At 51.0% G+C, this 20,397-nt stretch carries 18 protein-coding genes; 3 read left to right on the forward strand and 15 right to left on the reverse strand.

The window, feature by feature from the left end:
• Nucleotides 1–57: 57 nt before the first annotated feature.
• The 5 genes from L1F29_RS19200 to L1F29_RS19220 form a co-directional block, all read right to left on the reverse strand.
• Nucleotides 58–951, reverse strand: coding sequence for a carbohydrate ABC transporter permease (locus L1F29_RS19200; RefSeq protein ID WP_258383669.1), 894 nt, complete (start codon nt 949–951; stop codon nt 58–60).
• A 12-nt stretch (nt 952–963) separates the two neighbouring features.
• Nucleotides 964–1,875 carry an ABC transporter permease gene (locus L1F29_RS19205; RefSeq protein WP_258383670.1) on the reverse strand — a complete coding sequence of 304 codons (912 nt, stop codon included), beginning with the start codon at nt 1,873–1,875 and terminating at the stop codon, nt 964–966.
• A 73-nt stretch (nt 1,876–1,948) separates the two neighbouring features.
• Entirely contained in the window at nt 1,949–5,029 is a 3,081-nt protein-coding gene (locus tag L1F29_RS19210) for an alpha-mannosidase (protein WP_258383671.1), read from the reverse strand.
• Nucleotides 5,030–5,259: 230 nt separating this feature from the next.
• Nucleotides 5,260–7,452, reverse strand: coding sequence for a hypothetical protein (locus tag L1F29_RS19215; RefSeq protein ID WP_258383672.1), 2,193 nt, complete (start codon nt 7,450–7,452; stop codon nt 5,260–5,262).
• 207 nt (nt 7,453–7,659) lie between these two features.
• Nucleotides 7,660–8,775 carry a GntR family transcriptional regulator gene (locus tag L1F29_RS19220; protein ID WP_309252315.1) on the reverse strand — a complete coding sequence of 372 codons (1,116 nt, stop codon included), beginning with the start codon at nt 8,773–8,775 and terminating at the stop codon, nt 7,660–7,662.
• A gap of 426 nt (nt 8,776–9,201) precedes the next feature.
• Here L1F29_RS19220 and L1F29_RS19225 point away from each other — a divergent pair, with 426 nt between their 5' ends.
• On the forward strand, nt 9,202–10,533 hold the full coding sequence (locus L1F29_RS19225; protein ID WP_258383674.1) for an ArsB/NhaD family transporter: 1,332 nt from the start codon (nt 9,202–9,204) through the stop codon (nt 10,531–10,533).
• A 16-nt stretch (nt 10,534–10,549) separates the two neighbouring features.
• Nucleotides 10,550–11,206, forward strand: a complete 657-nt coding sequence (locus tag L1F29_RS19230) for a YwrJ family protein (protein WP_258383675.1) — start codon at nt 10,550–10,552, stop codon at nt 11,204–11,206.
• Between the two features lie 214 nt (nt 11,207–11,420).
• Here L1F29_RS19230 and L1F29_RS19235 read toward each other — a convergent pair whose 3' ends face one another.
• Both L1F29_RS19235 and L1F29_RS19240 read right to left on the reverse strand, forming a co-directional pair.
• Entirely contained in the window at nt 11,421–11,759 is a 339-nt protein-coding gene (locus L1F29_RS19235; RefSeq protein ID WP_258383676.1) for an ArsR/SmtB family transcription factor, read from the reverse strand.
• Nucleotides 11,759–12,184, reverse strand: a complete 426-nt coding sequence (locus tag L1F29_RS19240; RefSeq protein ID WP_258383677.1) for an SRPBCC family protein — start codon at nt 12,182–12,184, stop codon at nt 11,759–11,761. The genes L1F29_RS19235 and L1F29_RS19240 overlap by 1 nt, the downstream gene beginning before the upstream one ends.
• A gap of 306 nt (nt 12,185–12,490) precedes the next feature.
• On the opposite strand from L1F29_RS19240, the gene L1F29_RS19245 reads away from it, so the two are divergent.
• Nucleotides 12,491–12,880, forward strand: coding sequence for a hypothetical protein (locus L1F29_RS19245; protein ID WP_258383678.1), 390 nt, complete (start codon nt 12,491–12,493; stop codon nt 12,878–12,880).
• 96 nt (nt 12,881–12,976) lie between these two features.
• On the opposite strand, the gene L1F29_RS19250 is transcribed toward L1F29_RS19245, so the two are convergent.
• The 8 genes from L1F29_RS19250 to L1F29_RS19285 all read right to left on the reverse strand — a co-directional run bounded on the left by L1F29_RS19250 (nt 12,977) and on the right by L1F29_RS19285 (nt 20,072).
• Complete coding sequence (locus L1F29_RS19250; protein ID WP_258383679.1) at nt 12,977–13,510, reverse strand: GNAT family N-acetyltransferase; 534 nt, start codon at nt 13,508–13,510, stop codon at nt 12,977–12,979.
• A gap of 42 nt (nt 13,511–13,552) precedes the next feature.
• Complete coding sequence (locus L1F29_RS19255; protein WP_258383680.1) at nt 13,553–14,029, reverse strand: GNAT family N-acetyltransferase; 477 nt, start codon at nt 14,027–14,029, stop codon at nt 13,553–13,555.
• 87 nt (nt 14,030–14,116) lie between these two features.
• Complete coding sequence (locus tag L1F29_RS19260) at nt 14,117–14,956, reverse strand: sugar phosphate isomerase/epimerase family protein (RefSeq protein ID WP_258383681.1); 840 nt, start codon at nt 14,954–14,956, stop codon at nt 14,117–14,119.
• Nucleotides 14,957–15,105: 149 nt separating this feature from the next.
• Complete coding sequence (locus L1F29_RS19265; protein WP_258383682.1) at nt 15,106–15,924, reverse strand: aminoglycoside phosphotransferase family protein; 819 nt, start codon at nt 15,922–15,924, stop codon at nt 15,106–15,108.
• A 170-nt stretch (nt 15,925–16,094) separates the two neighbouring features.
• Nucleotides 16,095–16,859 carry a glucosamine-6-phosphate deaminase gene (locus L1F29_RS19270; RefSeq protein ID WP_258383683.1) on the reverse strand — a complete coding sequence of 255 codons (765 nt, stop codon included), beginning with the start codon at nt 16,857–16,859 and terminating at the stop codon, nt 16,095–16,097.
• Between the two features lie 36 nt (nt 16,860–16,895).
• Nucleotides 16,896–18,887, reverse strand: a complete 1,992-nt coding sequence (locus L1F29_RS19275) for an alpha/beta hydrolase family protein (protein ID WP_258383684.1) — start codon at nt 18,885–18,887, stop codon at nt 16,896–16,898.
• A 22-nt stretch (nt 18,888–18,909) separates the two neighbouring features.
• Complete coding sequence (locus L1F29_RS19280) at nt 18,910–19,413, reverse strand: Gfo/Idh/MocA family oxidoreductase (RefSeq protein WP_258383685.1); 504 nt, start codon at nt 19,411–19,413, stop codon at nt 18,910–18,912.
• The gene (locus tag L1F29_RS19285) at nt 19,404–20,072 is read right to left on the reverse strand and encodes a Gfo/Idh/MocA family protein (protein ID WP_258383686.1); all 669 of its coding nucleotides are present in this window, start codon (nt 20,070–20,072) and stop codon (nt 19,404–19,406) included. The genes L1F29_RS19280 and L1F29_RS19285 overlap by 10 nt, the downstream gene beginning before the upstream one ends.
• Between the last annotated feature and the right edge of the window lie 325 nt (nt 20,073–20,397).

Here is a 20,397-nt window from a genome sequence, read left to right on the forward strand (position 1 = left end):
CTAACCCCTCCAATTTTTTATCCTGATTTATATGATAAAGCTCGAGGAACAGAGCTATTATCCTTTGACCGAACCAATCATGACGCCCTTGACGAAGTAACGCTGCAAGAACGGATAAACACATAAGATAGGGAAAACTGTAATGACGAGAAGCGCCATACGCATCGATTCCGGCGTCGCTCCAGCGGTGTTGACGTTGACGGTTTGCCCGCCGCTCTGCGCCGCTCGCTGCATCGAGGAAGACAAGGCCTCCGCCTCACTCAGCAATTGCTGCAGAAGCGTCTGTACGGGGATCAAATCCTTGTTAGAGACGTAATATGCGCCCGCAAACCAGTCATTCCAATGCGCAACGCCGATGAACAAGGAGATTGTCGCGAGTACAGGGCCTGACAGCGGCAGGATGATCTTCATGAAGATTTGGAAATCTCCATAGCCGTCGATCTTGGCCGATTCCTCCAGCTCCTCTGGGATTCCCTGCAGGAACGTTCGGATAATGACGATGTGCATGAAGTTAAACAACATCGGAATCACATATACCCAGAAGCTGTTAATCAGACCAATCTGTTTAAGCGTAATGAAATACGGGATGAAGCCAGCGCTGAAGATCGTCGGAAGAAAGATATAGAAAGCAAAGAAGTTTCTTCCGGGAAGGGTCTTCCTGGCTAAAGCATAAGCCATCATAGTAGAGAGCAATACGTGCAGGAATGTGCCGATTACCGTCCGTAGGATCGTAATCTTGTATGCCTGCCAAATCTTCGCATTTTCGAATACCTCGGCATAGTTCTCCAATGTGAATTTGCGGGGCAAGAAGTAGATGGCCCCCATCATGGAGTCCTTCCCGTCATTCAAGGAATAGGCCAGAATATAGATAAACGGATATACCATCGAAAAGGCGAGTAGTGCCAGTACGGTATAATTGATGATCGAGAACAGAGAAAACGAGCGTTTCATCGCATCACTTCCTTAGAAAAGAGATACATCGCTGACTTTGCGAGCGATTCGGTTGACAGTAACGATCAGAATCAAGGCTATGAGACTCTGGAACAATCCGACCGCCGCGGCGTAACTCAGCCGTCCTTGGCTTAGACCGGAACTGATAACATGCACATCCAGTACGCTGCCGATCGCAGCCGTTGCCGGTCCGTTCAGGAGCAGCAGCTGCTCGTACCCGGCGCTCATCAGACTACCGGTGGACAGAATGAACAGGATGACCGCAATGTTCCGGATTCCCGGAAGCGTAACGTGCCAGATCTGTCTAAACCGGCCCGCGCCATCGATCTTAGCCGCTTCATACAACTGCTGATCCACCCCTGCGATCGCGGCCATGTAGATTATTGAGCTCCATCCAATACCTTTCCAAATATCGGAACCGATAATGATTTGATAGAACCATGTCGTATTGTTTAAGAATTGGATTGGCTCAACACCGAACAAACCAAGTAATTCATTGACCGGACCGCCTGAAGGCGTAAGCAAACGCTGCATCAAAGTTACAACGACGATCCAGGATACGAAATAAGGGAGATACGTAAGCGTTTGCACAGTTTTCTTAAATTTAACCTTAGTCACTTCATTAAGCAGAATAGCAAGTATGATCGGCATCGGAAATCCGATGAGCAGCTTCATTAAGCTGATAATGATCGTGTTGCGGATAATATCTGTAGACTGATAATAACTGAAGAATTGCTCGAAATATTTCCACCCGGCCCACGGGCTCCCGGTGAAGCCCCCCGAGAACGTAAAGTCTCGGAAGGCAACCTGGACACCGTACAGCGGGACGTAAGAAAAGATGAAAAACCAGACAACCCCAGGCAGCAAGAACAGATAAAATATTTTATGCTGCCACAAACGCTTCCGCAGTTGGGAACCTGCCATACATCCAGCCTCCTTATAGTCCATCTGCATATTCTAGTTTGTTGTTCAGTTGAACATCCGCTTCATACGTCTTCTACCGTTGAAGGCGAAGACGTACGGTTTGGATTTCGAACGGGGTAAATGAGAGCTCAACGCTGCCGTCCGAATGTGCCAGCGGCCCGATTGTTTCTTCCATTAAATCGGTCAGCCATGCTTCGTTTAGATCAAATCCGGTATGCAGCCTCGTTTTTGCATGCGCCCCAGCCGTTTCGTACAAGCGAATGATCACATCGTCGCCATCTTCCGCTTGCTTGACGGCTTCGACCATCACGTTCGGATGGCTGATCTGCAAGCAGGATTGCAAGGCTGGCAGTGCTGCCGTGCCGTCACTCGGTTTAATTGGAACCGTCCTCAGCGGAACATTCAGCTCGTACCCCCGTTTGTAGATCTCAGCCTGGACATGGTTACCCTTGTGCGGGTATAGCGCATATGTGAAAGTATGCTCCGCGCGATCCGCTTCCGGATCAGGATAGTTCGGGCTGCGCAGCAGGTTCAAGTCCAAGACGTTGTTCTCCGCACGATGACCGTACTTGCTGTCGTTCAACAGTGCGACGCCGTATTCCGCATCGGACAAATCCATCCAATGATGGGCGCATATTTCGTCCTTGGCATAATCCCACATCGTATTCCGGTGCGTAGGACGCTGCAAATACCCGAATTGAATCTCGCAGCTGACGGTTTCCGATCGCACATCGACCGGGAATGAAGTACGGAGCATCTTATCCGACTCTTTCCAATCCACCGTCGTAACAAAGTCGATACGCCGGCTACCATGGGTCAGTGCAACCTTCTGAGTCAGAGTTGAATTCCCGAACTGATACCGGTGGATAAGACCTGCCGTCGGACCGTCTGCGAACTCGCTTGTTTCGACGAGATCAAGCTTCATCCCTCCGGTCTGACGGTAATCCTGGCGGAAATCCCATGCATCGCCTTCGTCGTGATAAATGCGCAGAGCGTTGGCGCTGCCACCCGATTCGATGACTTCCCGCTGATGCTCCTTGTCGAAGACCGATACGATCGAGCCGTCTTCCGCGAACACGACGGATAGAAGGTCATTCTCCATGCTTCGATCTGCTGCCGATGACCGTAGTCCGTTGAAGGTCGATGCCTCTTCCGCTGTCTCGACTGCCGCTGCCGCTTCATGATCGGATAAGGCATGACCTGAAGCAACGGCATAGCCCATCGACGGAACACGGACGCGCATCCACTTCCCGTCCGCCTTCAGCCACTCATCCCGTTCCCAGGACAATGAGTTGAAGACGGCTTGCGACTCTTCTTCCCGGCCAGTTACAGCCAGCTGTTCAGCCAGCGAGCCGTACATATTCGAGATCAACGCTTCAACTTGCATCTCAAGTATGCCATACCGTTCCAATGACTCATCGTATACCCTCTTAATGGACGAGCCCGGGAGAATGTCATGGAATTGATATAACAGTACTTCCTTCCAGATCTCCTCCAGCTCGACGGCGGGATACGATACGCCCTTCCCGTCACGACCGGCAGCGAATACTCCCGCAAGTATGGAAGCAAACTCCAATTCCCGGAGTGCCTTCTCCAGCTTGCGGTTGTACCGCTTGCTGCGGCCCTGGCTGGTCAGCGTACCTTGATGCTTCTCCAGATACAGCTCCCCGCGCCATGATTGGTATCTGTCCGCGCCTTCGCTTAGCTTGTCGAAGAAGGCCGCTGACGGCTCCTGTACGACAGGACTTAAACCGAGTAAATTCTTCTCGCGGTCCAGCCGCTCCAGATGCTCTTCGCCCGGACCGCCGCCGCCGTCGCCAATCCCGAACAGCATGAGGCAATGGTCCGAGACGTTCTTATCCAAATATTCCGCTTCCGCTTTCGCTATGGACCTAGGCGCTGCCGGGCTATTGTACGTATCTTCCGGCGGCATATGCGTCAGCACCTTCGAGCCGTCGATCCCTTCCCACATGAACGTATGATGCGGGAATTTATTATACACGCTCCAGGACAGCTTCTGCGTCATCATGTAATCGACGCCGGATTTCTTCAGAATCTGAGGCAAACTCGCGGTATAACCGAACACATCCGGCATCCACAGCGACTTCATCTCCATTCCGAATTCTTGCTGGAAGTACCGCTTGCCGTATAATACTTGACGAACAAGCGCTTCCCCGCCGGGAACATTCGTATCCGACTCGACCCACATGGCTCCTTGCGGCTCCCAGCGGCCTTCCTTCACACGTTCTTTGACCTGATCATACAGCTTCGGATAGTGCTTCTTCATCCAATCGTACAGCTGCGGCTGGCTGGCTCCGAACACGTAATCCGGATAGCGCTCCATCATACGAAGCGCTGTCGAGAAGGTACGCGCACCCTTGCGGATCGTCTCTCTGATCGGCCATAGCCAGGCCAGGTCAATATGAGCATGACCGATAGCGCTGACGGTTAAGACGGGATCGCCGCCCTGCTTCGCTAATTGCTCGCCAAGCATACGCCGAGCAGCAGCAACACGTTCGTCGGATATCTCTGTCAGATGCAAGGAAACATCATATAGTACTTTCAAGATCCGTTCCTTGCGGGCAGAACCGTCCGGCAATCGTTCCGCGGTTTCGAGCAGCACTTCCACATCGTAATAGAGCTGTCTGACCTCTTCGCGGCAAACGGCGATGACGGCTTCCTTCAGCGTACCGCTGCGGTAGCGGCCGAACAGATCGTTACAGCCTGCGTCGCCCCAGAGATCGATGGTCTCATCGCCGGATGAAGAGGCGCTGATGTGAACGACCCGTTTGCCGGGCAGCCCAAGCTCGTAATCGAACTCGGAGTTGATGTTCGTCAATCCTTGAGCAGGAGTTCCTTCATCATCGACGAGACACACTTCGCCGTTCACATCGATCAAGAGGACGACTTTCGCTCCTTTCGCCGTTGCCGGTACCTTGCCTGCAAAATGGAACCAGGCGCAGTCCCATAAATTGCCCCAGCGATCACCGGATGCAAGCTCAATCTTCTGCCCTGACATCCGATCCTCATAGGCGACCGGTTCCTTCGTTACCCAGGCGGTTACCTTCAAATCTACAAGCGGCTTATAAATCTGTTCGTCCAGCTTCCTAAGCAGGTTCTTTAGTTGTCCCGGCCTCACAGTTTCATATGGCATAAGGAATCTCCTTTTACATTAAAAGAAATAATAATCTATTACTCACATATAGAATGAACGATTGATTGGCACAAAGAGCGAAGCAGGAAGAATGATGCTGGAGAAGCGTTAGCGGTCGCCTTTGTTCCCGGATTATAACCATACTCGAGATATTCAAGATAATCCGGGAACAACAGCGACCGTAGGCACATTCTTCATGAGGAGCATCTTGTGCTCCAGTCATTCGTTCATTAAGCCGCCCACTTCACATGGATGCTCACATCAGTACCGCTGATGTGCCGGTAGTTCAGCAGCACGGTTCGGGTTGCCTCGTTCCATTCATATGCTACCGGCTCCGTCTGACCGTTCGCAGCAAGCTCCGCCATTATCGGCTCATGCGGACAATACAACCTTGCAATGGCATTCAAGCCTTCAGGACCTCTCACGGTGAAGGCGAATCCCTCCCCGTTAACGGTCAACGACTCGATGCGCGAGGATGCCGCTATACATGCGACTTCATCGGCTGACGGACGTCCTTTCTCGACATCATATAAGAACGCTTGCTCTCCAGGCTGAAGCCGAATCTCCTGCAGGATGGATAGCGAAGGATCGAATAAATCGATAACCGGTCCGGGCACCGTAAGCGGTGCGTCCGAGATCGATTCCGTCAGTACGGATGCGACGAGATAGGGTCCCCTACGCATCTGAAAATAATGCTTCGGCAGCCAGCGGTAATCGGGGTCGCCGAGCTGATCCAACGTCTCGATGACGATTTGCCGCAATGCGTCCGCGCCTTCTACTGACGCTGCGCAGCTGTCCGGCGATTGTGCCAAGTAGCTTACTACACCTTTGCCGGCACGATAAACGCCAGTTCCCGCTTCCGCCAATCCCAACTGCTCGAACAAATGCTCGCGCGCATTGGAATATTTCACATCCCCTTCATTCCACCATGCGCGGACGGTATGATATGGATCGGTATCATCGCCAACATACACCAGCGCTCCGCCGTCCCTCACCCAACCGACCAATGCATAATGAAACTCCGGATATTCCGGCTTCATATACTCGTAGCTGAGCAGCAGCACCCGGTAATCCTTCAAATAATGAGCGAATCTTCGCACATTATCCAGCTGAACGGGCCGTACGGGTATACCATGCTTCAATAGCGGTAACGCTAATCCGTAGAAAGGCGAGAAGTCCAGCAGCTTCTGATCTTCCTCCGATGCGATGGCTTCCGCATCGGTGCCGTCATATTTGCTCTGGACGGCGTTCCCGTCCATTCCGGTCGTCATTCGCTGGAACATTGCGGAATCGGCCAGCAGAATGCCGATTTGCTCCGTTGTATCTTCCATCGATACTTCGTCCTGATCCATGTTGCCCAGTGTATGCATCACGTTCAGCAGCGTAGTTGCATAATCTGGCGGGATGGTTACTTTGTTTCCGCCATCGTCATCAGAAGGATATTTCCCTTGAAAGACCCTTCTCGGCCAAGGCGAGACTTCATAATGCGACACGGCTGGATGAAGCAGTGAAGCGGTAACCGTCCGGATATAGTTCTCACGATAATCCGTCCAAGAATAATTCGGATTGTCTTCAATCGGGTCGTGCAGGAACCACATCCTCCTGCCTGTTCCCCTCACCAGCTCTTGCATAATGCCATATTCGAGATAAGCCGTCTCGAAGGTCCGTTCTTGACGCACGCCCTGATACACATTCGGCGTCCGGGAAGTACCCGTCCAAATCTGGGCGATGTAACCGTCTACGGAAGGCAGCTCGATCAGCTGCGATTCCGGGCTGACGATTCTCCACTGGGTATAATTGATCAAGCTATGCGTGGGAACATAGAAACGTAAATCTTTCCCGTATTTCGTCAGCGCATAATCTTTCATCTCGCTGCACAGACGGTCTAGGCTGCGCGTGTATAAATACGCTTTCAATTTCGATGCTCGATATTGAGCGTCCGGCGTCGAATGAGGCGGTATCCACGGCTCGCCATAATACAGTCTCCATTCCCGTTGGAAGGCTTCGGAGTAGCCGCCGTTCACCCAAAATTCCGGCTCTTCAAGGTGGATCGCTTCCACGCCGGCGTCAACGGCAAGCCGGATTCGGCTTGCCAAGAAATTCGTGTACGAAATGGTCGGAACCATGTATGGGATGTCCGGGGTGGTACCGTGTATGATACGCTCGCCATTGCGGTCGGTCTGGGCTTCATCCCAGTGGCTGCGTCCGTCAACTTCACCGTTCAAATAGTTCTGATACTGCCCCCATGCAACGCCGGTCATCAGGTGCACAACGTAACCGTGCTCCCGCCACTGCCGGATTCGCTCCGGCATCCTGTCATTAATGCCATAAACCATGACGAAGTCTGTCTGCAAATCATATGATGGATGGTAAGGGCCGCTTTCCTGAAAACCCGTTCGCTCTTCACTCCGATTTCGGACCATGTCCAAAACCCCCTCCTCGAATGTTTACGAAGACTTCCAATGTCTGGTGAGATGTATAAGTTATCCTACAAAATATAATATATTACTATATATTTAATATGTCAATATAAAATATACTAACGATTTCTTAATAAATACCTTATTAAATATATTTACAAACAAAAGATAGATACCACCTGATAGCCGTTATTCCGGCCAATAAGACAACTACCGTTTCATATTGGGACCGGACGTTTGACAGACGACAAGCTGAGGCTCTAGAAGCTCCTTCGTGAACTTGGTATCCTGCCCTTCGATTACTTCCAGCAGCCGAACAACCGCCTTGTAACCCATGCTCTTCTCGAATTGCTTAATATGGGTAAAAATGCTGAACTCCTCCACATTCGAAGTCGGATCGTCGAATGTCACGATCGACAGATCCTCCGGCACCCGCAGTCCGGCACGTTCCGCCATTTTATAAATGTGGATCCCGAGCTCACCGTTGAGCGTTATATAGGCGGTAGCCAAACGGCTTCGTATATAACGGTACAGAGGGTGGTCGCTGTTATTCACATTATCCAGCCTGAATCCCGTGATCATATGCGTCGGATTAATCAGCGCCCCCTTTAATTTAAGCGCTTCCATATATCCGTCAAGCCGTTCTTGTACGGTAACGGTTTGCAGAGGCGAATCCGAGCATATGGCGATCTCACGGTGACCAAGCTGCCACAGATGCTCGACTGCCATCGCAATCCCCTGCTTGCCGTCGGAAGCGATATAGTTCGTCTCAATACCGGGCAAATAACGGTCGATTAATACGAAAGGAAAACGGCCGAGCTTCATGCTCAGTATTTCTTCGTTGTATTGCTGATCATCGACGGGAAATATGAGCATGCCCTTCACGCCGAATTCCTTCATCGATTGAATCGCTTCTTTCTCTTTGTTCACGCATCCTTCCGAGAGCATGAACAGGCTTCTATAACCGCGCTCCCTAAGCGCGTTCTGAATGCCGGTAATGATCCGGATAGCGAAGAAATCATGAATAAAGGGAAGTATGACGCCGATTCGACCGTTCTCCGCTTCGATCTCAGGCTCTAGCTCCGGAACTGCCGCGATTACAGGCTCCTGCCACTCCGTTGTTTCCTCGGGTTGAAAGCCAACGAAGCTGCCTTTACCCCTGATTCTCGTAATCATATTCTCGGCAGCCAATGCCGAGAGTGCATTTACCACGGTGATTTTACTGACGTTGAACCTTTCCATCAGCTCTTTCTCCGTTGGGATGCGATCGCCTGCAGCGAGATTCTCGGATTGAATCAATTCACGTATATAATCTTGAATTTTCATGTAAAGCGGAACACGGTTTATGGACTTCATCGCCTCACCAGGTTTCTTATTATGTTATATACAATATATATATTATTCCTAATTTATTCAATACCTTTTTTCTTAACAACCTATACCAATAGGACTAGGAAGCCTGGTACATGCATATGTCCCAAGCTTCTTTGTCTTTTTCGAGGGCTTTTGTCCCTTCTTGTCATCTATCATTAGCAGGTAGATATCAATGAATGATAGGAGATGAATTTAATAGATTTAGGGATATTGACCAGTACGAGCTATGTGTCCCGCACGTATATATACAATACATCACTGCATCATCAGACCAGATGGGGAGGGAAAGAATGGCCGGGTAACAAGAGATGGTTTGCAAGGCTATGATAGAGGTCCGTCACTAGAGAAAGAGAAAGCTACTATGAAAAGAGGTAAATCATGCATGATTTAATGGTTATCGTTACGATATGTTCCTTCCTCTTGACAATCGGATTTATATTCTGGCGCCCCACGGTTAATGAAGCTATACCTGCAACAATCGGCGCTTTCTTCGTGCTCCTCAGCGGCAGCGTTACCTTGGCCGACCTGGGAAAAATTACGGAAACAATCAGCGGTGCCGCCGTTACCATTATGGCCACCATCGTCATGGCAATCGTATTGGAAAGCTTCGGATTCTTCAACTGGGCGGCCGAGATCCTGACTAAGAAAGCGAAAGGCTCGGGTATCCGCCTCTTCTGGCTCACGAATCTGTTCTGCTTTCTCATGACTCTCTTCGTGAACAATGACGGCAGCATTCTCATCACGACTCCGATCTTACTGCTGCTATTGAAAAATATGGGGCTGAAAAATCATGAGAAATTACCTTACTTAATATCTGGCGCTATTATCGCGACAGCCTCCAGCGCCCCGATCGGGGTTAGCAATATCGTCAACCTGATTGCGTTAAAAATCGTTCACATGGATCTCTACATGCACTCGGCGATGATGTTCGTTCCCGCGACGACAGGATTGCTCCTTCTAACCGCACTTCTTTTTCTGGTTTTTTACAAGGTGCTGCCAAAAAAACTGCCTGTGGCGCTGCACTGGAACTTAACGCCGGGAGGCCATCCGTTGAAGGAGAACCTGCCGAAGGCAAATCGTACAAAGTTCATGATCAATATCCTGATCTTCGTATTCGCCGTACGCGTGAGTCTGTTCGTGGCCTCCTATATTAAGTTTCCGGTCTCCCTCATGGCTGTCATCGGATCTTGCTTTCTTCTCGCATGGCGATGGTACTATCTGAAAATATCCCCTGCCGATATGGTTCGAAAAACACCATGGTATATTCTGATCTTTGCCTTCAGTATGTATGTCATCATCTATGGGCTGAACAATATCGGATTGACCGAATGGCTCATTCAGATTCTCCAGCCAATCGTCTCCGGAAGCTTATTAAGCGCTAGTGTCGGGATGGGTGTACTCTTAAGCCTCTTATCCAACCTATTCAACAACCACCCGGCTCTGATGGTAGGAACACTTACGTTGATGAGCATGGGATTGGATCCGCTGACACTCAAAATCTCGTATCTGGCCAGCGTCATCGGAAGCGACGTCGGCTCGCTCCTGCTGCCGATCGGTACCTTGGCCACGCTAATGTGGATGCACATCGTTAGAAAAGGCGGCGTTAAGATCACTTGGGGGCAATATTTAAAGGTCACGTCGCTCGTCATTCCGCTCACCCTTATCTTCACCTTAGTGCTGCTGTCTTACTGGGTTTCATGGTTATTTTAAATAGGAGGGATACAATTTGAAAGAATTCCAGGCATTGTTAAGTCAGAAAGTGATTATCGATATCTCGGGTAAAGTGAGGCTGTCAGGAATACTGGTCGACGCCGGCTCGGATATCATTGTATTGCTGCACCAAGAACGTTATCTCTATATCCCCCTTAACCATGTGCATCAAGTTATGCCCGATTTATCGAAAAACGAGGATAATGCTTCGGCTGCGTATTCGCCTATGAAGTATGAGAACGATCAGATCTCGCTGAAGGATATTCTTCGTCAGGCAGCGGGATTGTTCGTAGAACTGAATGTAAGCGGACATGTGCCGCTTCATGGTTACATGATCGCCGTCCAGAGCGACTATTTGGTACTTTACTCGCCTATATTCAAGCATATTCATATTTCATTGCAGCATCTGAAGTGGCTGATCCCTTATCCGGCCAATCACGTTCCTTATTCGCAGGACAGCAAAGTCATTGCCGCCAAACCGCTTAATGCTCTGATTCCGTCTACATTCGGGGAGCTGTGCAAAAACGCGGAAGGGAAGCTGGCGGTATTCGATTTAGGGCATACGATCGGCTTCATACAACAAGTCAATACAGGTACAATCACGTTTGTCGATGCCAACGGCAACCCTATGATTTGGAATGTAGAACACTTGAAGTCGTTGTATCTGCCATGAATACCAAGGTCTATATGCATCTGTATCATTGCTATTCCGAGACTGAGCCGAACCATCAAAAAAAGAGACCCTCATTAGGAAGGTCCCGGAAAAGAGATCAATGCACACCTTATTCTATGAGAAAACGAACGATAAAGCATGGGTAATTAACTAAATCGCCAAAAAGGAGGCGATTCGGACAGAGCCTAATACCCTCGGGAATAGGCTCTGTTCATTAATTATCTCCACTCGTCCCATCTTCTTCGACATACCGTTGAAGCGCTGTTAGTTTATTATCCCAATAGCGTTCATAGTAGGCGAGCCATCGCTTCAGCTCCAGCAGTGGTTCCGGTTCAAGCCTGTAGCGGGTCTCACGTCCAACCTTCCGTTCCTTAACAAGACCGGCATCCGCCAACACCCGGAGATGCTTCGATACAGCTGTACGGCTAATGGGGTAATGGCCGCTTATGGCAGTTACCGGCATTTCCTGGTCCACGAGCAGCCTGATTAAGCTTCTGCGTGTAGGATCCGCAATCGCTTGGAACACATCATGCTTCTGCGACGAGGCGTTCATTATTTCCCCTCGACATAGGCGGCCAGTTTATTCTGAAGACCGGACCACCCATTATCCATTCTATCGCGAACAATCGCATGGGTTTCTCCGAACTCCGTCACCTTATCCGCATCCCAGCCGGAATGAATCAGCGTAAACTCCGTTTGGCCGGCTTTCTCCACTAATTCGAACGTCAGCGTCCAATCCTTTCCCCACTGGAAGGAAAGACGGTTCGGAGGATCGATATCCGTAACTTTACACGGCGATTGACCGAAAGGCCCTGCTTCCAGGATAAACTCATATCCATCGACAGGCTGAAAATTATTCGGCATAAACCAGGCTGCAATACCCTCGGATGTAGCGACGGCGTCCCATACTTTCTGAATCGGCGCCTTCAAAAGCATGGTCTTCCGAATGTCCGGCACGGTTTGTGGATCTTGTTTCATAATTATAGTCATCCTTTCTAATACTACGTTCAACTTCCGGTTGATCGTATTCAGCTTTGCGTTAGTTATGAAACCATTTGGTTTCATAACGATAATACGACACCAAATGGTTTCGTGTCAAGATGTGCAGAAACATAAATACGGATTACGGTTCTGTTCATGATTTCCATTAATCCTGCATCGATCGGGAAAAGGCAGCATCTCTTCGGTTCATATGACAATTGTGCATTACATTGGGCGAACGAAAGAGTCCACGATATTGAGTCGCCATATGTTGATAGCATCCCCCAACAAGGAGTGTGCTAATTGGCGACATTTTATGAGGCGTTGAGACAAAACAACAGGCTAACCCCTTTACTCCGTCATCCTGAGATTTCAGGTATTGGCGTTGGATATGCGGATCCTGGTAAACCCTCGCGCGGAGCGGCAATTATCGTATACACGAAAAAAAACGCCGCTACTGCGGAAATCAGCAAAAGCATCGGCAAGACGATCGGATCCAGCATTCCGGTTCGTTACATTGCTGCCGGCCCTTTCAGGCCTCATGCGGCATCGGCGCCGCAGGTCAAGCTGAACCGCAACTTAGCGGCGCCAAAAAAGAGAGTGCGCGCAGCATTCTTCCGCAGACGGATCCGACCGGTTCCCTGTCGCGTGTCGTCCGCGCCAGATTGCCCAAATAAGTTGTCATCGTATTAATTCGCCGTACTGATCTGCCTGCACTTGGGGGAAGCCAGGACAGCGTAAATAAGTAACAGCCCGTCAACGATCTGTGCATCGTTAACGGGCTGTCGATCATAGCTTTTTTTCAAACGTATTAAATCCGCCAGGGGCCTGTCCCATAAATTCGTAACCGATTCGAGTGTAAAAGTCGTTCAATGCCGGATTATCCGCAATACAGTCCAGCCTGATCCGATCCTTACCCGGGAATCGAATTCCTTGCTCTGCCCACTGCATCATATCGCGGCCAAGCCCCCTGCCTGCATAGTCGCGGTTGATGGCAAGCCGGTGCAAGTAAATCGCCCCTTCATGACCTTCTTCGCCCCATAATTGCCGATCCCATTCACTTGGTTCCGGCAGAAGCATCATCATTCCGGCCAGCGTATCGCCTTCCTTGCAGACAAACACATTGCCGCGCAAGATCGATCCTGCCGTATCATGACTATCGATGCCTGCCAGCAGCCCGCCCCATTGCAGCGATCCTCTGCTTTTGAGCCATCTTGCGGTTTGTACGAGCAACTCCTGTATGGCGGCCGTATCTTCGGGCTTCGCATGAAAAGCGCGAATGTCTGGATTGACACGAGCGTTGTGCAATTGAAATGCTTTCATCAAGCACCTCCGTTATGAGTGTCTGTGTATGTTGTTATTATATCATTTATCCTCAGCGGAGTGTTCTGCCTGTCGTTTCCACATCAAATTCCGCTCGGAATCGATCTTGAAACCGAATTTGGTATAGAAATGATACAACCTCTCATCATGTTCTTTATGCTCGGCTTCCTGCATATGCCCGTCGATATAATCGAAATGGTTCTGTCTCGCGGTATCCAGAAGCTGATTCATCATGATGTTGCCATAGCCATTATTAATTTTGTCACCTAATATGCGGATATACAACAGCCGCAGAGCATGCTCTTGCGGCTTCTTCTGAATGAACATGGCGAGATCGTTCTGATATCGCTTCGTCGCCACACCGGTTGCATAGACGATTCGGGCAAAAATATTATACCCGCTCTGCCCTGTATAGAGAATAACAATATTTCCTTGCTTGGCTGGAACAACCCGGATAACGGAACAGCCGTCCTCTTGAATGAGATTCACCTGCGTGTTGACGATCGCGGATCCAATCATGCCTACACACCGCCCTATTCAAGCTTACGCTACATCCTATTGTCGGGGGTATCAGGATATACATTTAATCCGATAAATTGTTTGCGCTTACATTACAGATAAAGAATCAACGATTTCCTTCAAATGACTAATCGATTGCTTGGTATAGTCGTCGAAGACGGAATTTGCCTCGATACGCTCCGCAGCTGCATACGGATTCGACACAGGCGGCAGGAACTCCATTGTAAGCGCTCCGTTGTAACCAATCTCGATTAACGTGCGTACGATCGCAGTGAAATCCGTCTGCCCCAGGCCGGCGGCTTCCCGGGTATTATCGGCGATGTGAACATGAACGAGATGGCGGGCGATCATCTGCAGCGCTTGAACATGATCGCGCTCCTCAATATTCATATGAAAGAGATCCGCCATGATGCCGACATACGGATGGTTAATCTGCTCCGCTAGTTTGTTGGCCGTTTCCAGCTTATTGACAAGATAGGTTTCGAAGCGGTTCAACGCCTCGATTGCAATACGCACGCCTTTGCTTGCGGCATATGCACCGGCTTCGCGGAGACTTTCGACCGCGAACTCCCATTCCTTCTCCGGGCTGGTATACGGGCTCGTCCGCCCTACTGCAGTCGGAACAACAATGACGACCTTCGCTCCCAGCTGCGCGGCCATATCGATGCAATCCTTCACATAATGAACGGCTGCGCTTCTTATCGCAGCATCTTGATGGGTCAGATCCCGTTCAGCCGTATAGATGCCGCAGATGGATGTGCATGTCAGCCCATGTTCGCGCATTAACACTTGTACCATGTCCAGATCTGTTGTATCGGGCTCGCCTGCCAGCTCAATGCCGTCGTATCCGAATCGCCGCAGCCGCTCGAAGCTTGTCTTCAGCTCTTCCTTGCCGAAGATCCACTGTGTTGCACTATAGCTAAACATATCGTTGTCACTCCTCATCGATTTTTGTATCGTCATCCACTCTTGCAATTCACCCTTAAATAAGCAAACAACCCCGCCGCAACATCTGAACCAAGTCAGCGATCACGGCGGAGTTGTGGTCTAATCCCGACTCCCAGTTCGAATCCCGTTTACTTCAGCGCTTCTTCCAGCAGGCTGCGATGCCGGAGCATCCACGAAGCTGCGCGAATTCGCCAGGCGAGCCCCCACAGCGGCCCTTCGCTCTCCATCTTGACATCAGCTTCAACGGCTTCTTCGGCCGCTTCGCGCACAGCCACCTCGATGATCAAATCGACGAAACCGCTCCGCTGCTCTAGATCGAGCCCATATCCGTCCACGAGCAGCCGCAGCTGCCGCGCTCGCGTCTCCGGCGATGGCAAGCCTACCCGGACGGCAACGTCATCGTCGTTAAGCTGCGGAAACAGCCAGCAGACGCGTGCCAGCTCTGTGAGCGGATCGACAGGACCGGTAAATTCCCAATCGATGAGCCCTATAGGAAGACCGTCCTTCGTCACCATATTCCATGGTGCTATATCGCCATGGCTAATAATCTTGGGGCGTTCTGAACGGTCCACTCCCCGCAAAAACCACGGCTGCCATACTGCGTTCCCGGCAGGCGTATAGGATGCCGACATATCGTGAAGCCGTCGTACTAACCGGCCGACTTCGATTAATCCTTCGTCGGACCAGGGTGCCGGGTGAACAAACTCCCCCGGGATGTATTCGAGTGTTTCGCGGCCGAAGCCATCCGTTCCGCTGCCTGCGATTCCAGGTGCGGCCGAGAAGCCTTCGGCAGACAGGTGCCTTAACAATCCATGAATATGCGGAGTCCACTCTCCCGCAGGCCTTAGTACAACGTCTCCTTGCTTCGAAACAGACTTTACGGCGGATAAAATGGTCTCGGTTTCGGTCGTATTGCTTTCTATCTCGTGGTTAGGTTGACTGTTCACATGAATCCCCTTTCAAAATATCGGGGTCACGCTGTTTAACGGGCACTTATGCGCTTCCCCAAATAATTGCATGCCCGAAATGATTCTTGTTCTTCCACGGACTTCGCCTCCTCTTGTATCGTTCTTCCAGATTACCATAGGGTATGGACCTAATGGAAGAGATGGAAGGTTTATGTAGCAAGATTTTTTGAGGTCTCTTCCACCCAAACATAAATATCGGATGCCGACTCTTTGTCCAGATATAGCTGCCAATCCGGATGCGACTTCAACATCGTTGCGGGACATTCCGGATCGAGCGCCGAACGGAGCGTTCTGCTGACCGCCTTGGCCTTAGTCTTGTGCGGAACGCAGGAGATGATTCGCAGACTGCGCATAATCTGTTTGACGGACATGCTGATCGCCTGCCTGGGCACATCCTCCAATGACGAGAACCAGCCTTCCCCCACTTGCTGCAGCTTGCATGTATCGTTTAAGTTGACGATATGATACGGGTCTGCTTTATCGAAATCAGCAGGAGGATCGTTGAATGCGATATGCGCATTCTCGCCGATGCCGATCAAGGCCAGATCGATCGGCGCCCTGCTGATTTCTTCGTTCAGCAGGCGGATCGTTTCTTCAGCATCCCCTTCTCCATCAACCATCCAGTATTTCCCGATATTCACATGCGCCAGAAACCGCTCCTTCAAATATTTGCGGAAGCTTGCGGGATGCTGCTCCGGAAGTGCGATATATTCATCCAGATGGAACATCTCCACCTTGTCCCATTCGATATCCGTTCGAACGAAATGCTTCAGGAACTCGAATTGCGATGCTCCTGTAGATAGTGCGATGCGGGCACTGCCCTTCTCCGCGATGACTTGCTTAAGTACAGCTTCGCTGGCTTGAGCGGCTTCGAAGCCGAGCCGGTCGGCATTGTCCAAGATATGAATTTGCATCGTGATCGTACCTCCTTGGCCGAATTGGTCTGCTTTCTATTTACCGTCAATATTATTTCTCAGCGCTGCGGACCGCTCGTGACGCCAACGATCCAGATCGGCGAGGTCAAAGTAATGCAGCATGCCCGGTAATATATAACTCATGGCATCTTCTTCTTCATATGAGTATGCGCAGACCCATTCCGTTACGCTGCGCAGACCGTTCGTCTCTGCTATTCGCCCGATGCGGTCATCGATTGCAGCTGCAAGCATCACATACAGATTCGTGCGTCCCGCCGTATAGAAATCGATGGCGCCGTCCCGGTACTCCTTCAGATGTTCAATAAGGTCAAGACAACGAATCACATCGAACGTCCGCATTGCGGTCAAGCTGTCACCAAGCCACAGCAGCTCGTCGGACAGCTTATGCATTACGCCATAGAACGCTAAGGGCGGACTGTCATAAATTGGATAAGGCGAATGAGGACCAACTCCGCTGGCGTTCAACACAAGCACGGATCTTCCATTGCTGCAGCAGCTCTGCAGCCAGTCGCGGCGCTGGATTAACGCAGCCGTTCCGCCTTCCCATACGGCCACAGTCAGGGGGGAGTTCTTCGCCCCTGAAGCATTGCCGCCCCGGAAGATCATTCCGCTGTTCATCACCCCTTCTTGAGACCACCACATGACATATTCCGCTGCAAGTCCATCCTCCGTATTCCCGAGCGGCACGCGGCGGGGATTCAGATCGCAGCGCTGCCTTGAGGCGAACACCCGCTCCTTAAGCCAACGGATTCCATCATGCTTGGCTGTACCGGATTCGCGCTCTGACCGGAGTTGCTCCAGCTGCAAGGCAAAGTCGACGTTCTCGTTCCATACGGTTCTCGCTTCCTTCATATCGATGAGCACTTGACCGCTCGGTGTGCTCTGCAGCAAATGCCGGGGAATCGGCCGCGGATCGGGGTCATCCCGCTCCAGCTTACGGTTCAGCAGATGCTCGCTGAAGAACGCAGCCGCGGCTTCCGCCAATTTGTCCGTGAAACGATGCTCCGATTCATCCTCAATCAGCAGCAGTTGATCGCTCTTCCGGTGCATCTCCCAGAAACGACTGCAGCGGCCAACCGTTCGGCGAGTCGCTTCAATCGGGAAGAAATCGTACGTAACGGCTAGAACGGCAAGCGGTTTCGGGGCAAAAGCAAGCAAAATATCCTCATGATCGAATCCGTGCCCGGTCAGTCCCCGCCATATTTGCTCCGCGTCTTGAACGCCGCCTGCATGCATGTAGGTTTGACGGTTCATAATGAACGTGCCCGGAGCCGCTGCTGCGATTCGGTCATCGCATATCATGAGCATCGATGCTTGCGTACCGCCGCCGGAGTTCCCCGTGACGCCAATCCGTGAAGAGTCGACCTCCGGTCGCTCGCTCAAGTAGTCGACTGCGCGCATCGCATCATGCACGAAATAACGTGCCAGTCCTTGACCGATCGGCAGACATTGCGCCCCTGCGCGCTGATGCTCCTGCGTTCCCCAGATCGCATCTTCGAAGCGTCCGTCCTCAGGGATATAGCTGAGACGTTCCCCTTGGCCGATCGGATCGATTGCCAGCACGATCAAACCTGCAAGCGCAAGCCGGCTGCATACAAGGTGATAGCGCTCGCTATGCTTGGCATCGCGGTCGTGACCGCACAAGAATAGAACCGCCGGGGCAGGCAGATTGATCCCATCCGGCATATACAGATTCGCGGTTACGATATGATCAGGCCTGGATTCGAACGTGATCTTCTCGATTTGAAATCCGTCACCCTGGACAATGTCTATTGTTCTCGCGTTCAGGGAAGCGCTGCTTGCCGGCAATCCGCCGGCCGATTCCAGAAACAAGCGTCTCATCTCCGCTTTTCTGGCCGCCAGCTGGTCGATCGTCCGGATACGGTCCCGTTCATCATCTCCCCGCGCGAAAGCCTCGTCCGCACGGTCGAAGATATGGCGCTTGAATTGATCCCTTGTATCATACAACGTGCAAATATACGTTTCTAATTCGGATAATGAGGGCATCGTCGATTCCTCCATTCCTGGGTTAAGAAGCAGAATTGTGAAGCAGTTTATGAATATGCACGGGCTCACCTTCTTGGATCGACTGATTGGCCGCATGGCCGATAAGCAGCGAGAGCGCGCCGGCAAAGCTGTCTGCCTGCTGCTTCAGCGGATCTGCGACACCGCCTTCGAACAAAGCTTTAAGCAGCCTCTCGTCGCCGCCTCCATGCCCGCCTTCATCGGACGGAACTTCGATATCTTGATACGTTCCATCCGGCTTATAAATCCGTATCCGGTTGTCCACCTTGCTTTGGATGAGCTCCATCCGTCCGTCATTTCCGTTCAAGGTAGCTCTCCAGCCTTCGTATGGGCTATAGGCAACCAGTGAATAAGTGAGCAGAGCGCCGCTGTCGTATCGCACCTGGACCGACATCGTATCGTAAATGTCGATTTCCTCATGGAAAACGCAGCGGTCGCGGATATAACCGTCCTCACGCTCCGCTTGGTGATAATACGCCTCCATAAAGGCATTACTAGTCAGATCCATATAAAAATCACATGAAGATTGATAAGAGCACGATAAGCACCGTTCCCCTCTCCCGATACCTCATTCGGCCTGCTATCCAGCCACCAGTTCATGATGTCAAAGTGATGCGTGGCCTTATGGACCAGCAGCCCTCCGCTCTTGGCCATCTCCGAATGCCAGCGCCGAAAATAATCGGCACCGTGGCTCCGATCCAGGTGCCATTCGAGGACAACATGGTAGACATCGCCTATGGCACCCGCGGCAAGCAGCTCTTTGACCTTGGCGAAATACGGCGCAAACCGGAGATTGAAGGTAACGGCAACCTTTCGTCCGCTCCTCCGCTCTTCTTCGAGGATTTCCCGGTACTTCTCCGCATCGATGGTCATCGGCTTCTCGGTAATGACATCACAGCCTGCTCGCAGCGATGCAATAATATAGGTGTGGTGGGTGTAATCTGCGCTTGCGACGATGACGACATCAGGCTTGACGGTTTCCATCATCCGGTCAAATTCATCAAAGACAGGGACATTCCCGCATTCCGCACTCAGCAGACCGGCCCTGACGCGGTTAACGTCGTACACGCCGCAAAAATGCAGCCGATCCCGCCACTCCCCGGACATGGGCTTGGCGAACATATGCAGAGCTCTTGCGCCGGCACCGACGAGTACGTATTTTTTCATAAGCTGGCTAACCTCCTCCAGTTTCCGAATTTGGATCATCAATTAGCGGAAGCAATGAATTGAGCAAGACCAAATGAATAATGTAGTCGAGTCGGTTGAGTGATCCATCGATTGAATGCAGTTGGTGACCGTCAGGCATTAGCGATCATATAGATGCGTGAGTAATTATCGTTCATAGTAATCGATTACTATAGCCGCATTATAGCATAAGCATTTCTTTCCTGAACATACCAACACGAAAATTTTATATGCAGGAACAAGGTATTCTATTAGTGATCTTTATGAATTCGATGCCATAGCTGCAGGGTCCGCCCAGTGAACTTTC

Source organism: Paenibacillus spongiae, from assembly GCF_024734895.1.
Lineage (GTDB): Bacteria > Bacillota > Bacilli > Paenibacillales > Paenibacillaceae > Paenibacillus_Z > Paenibacillus_Z spongiae.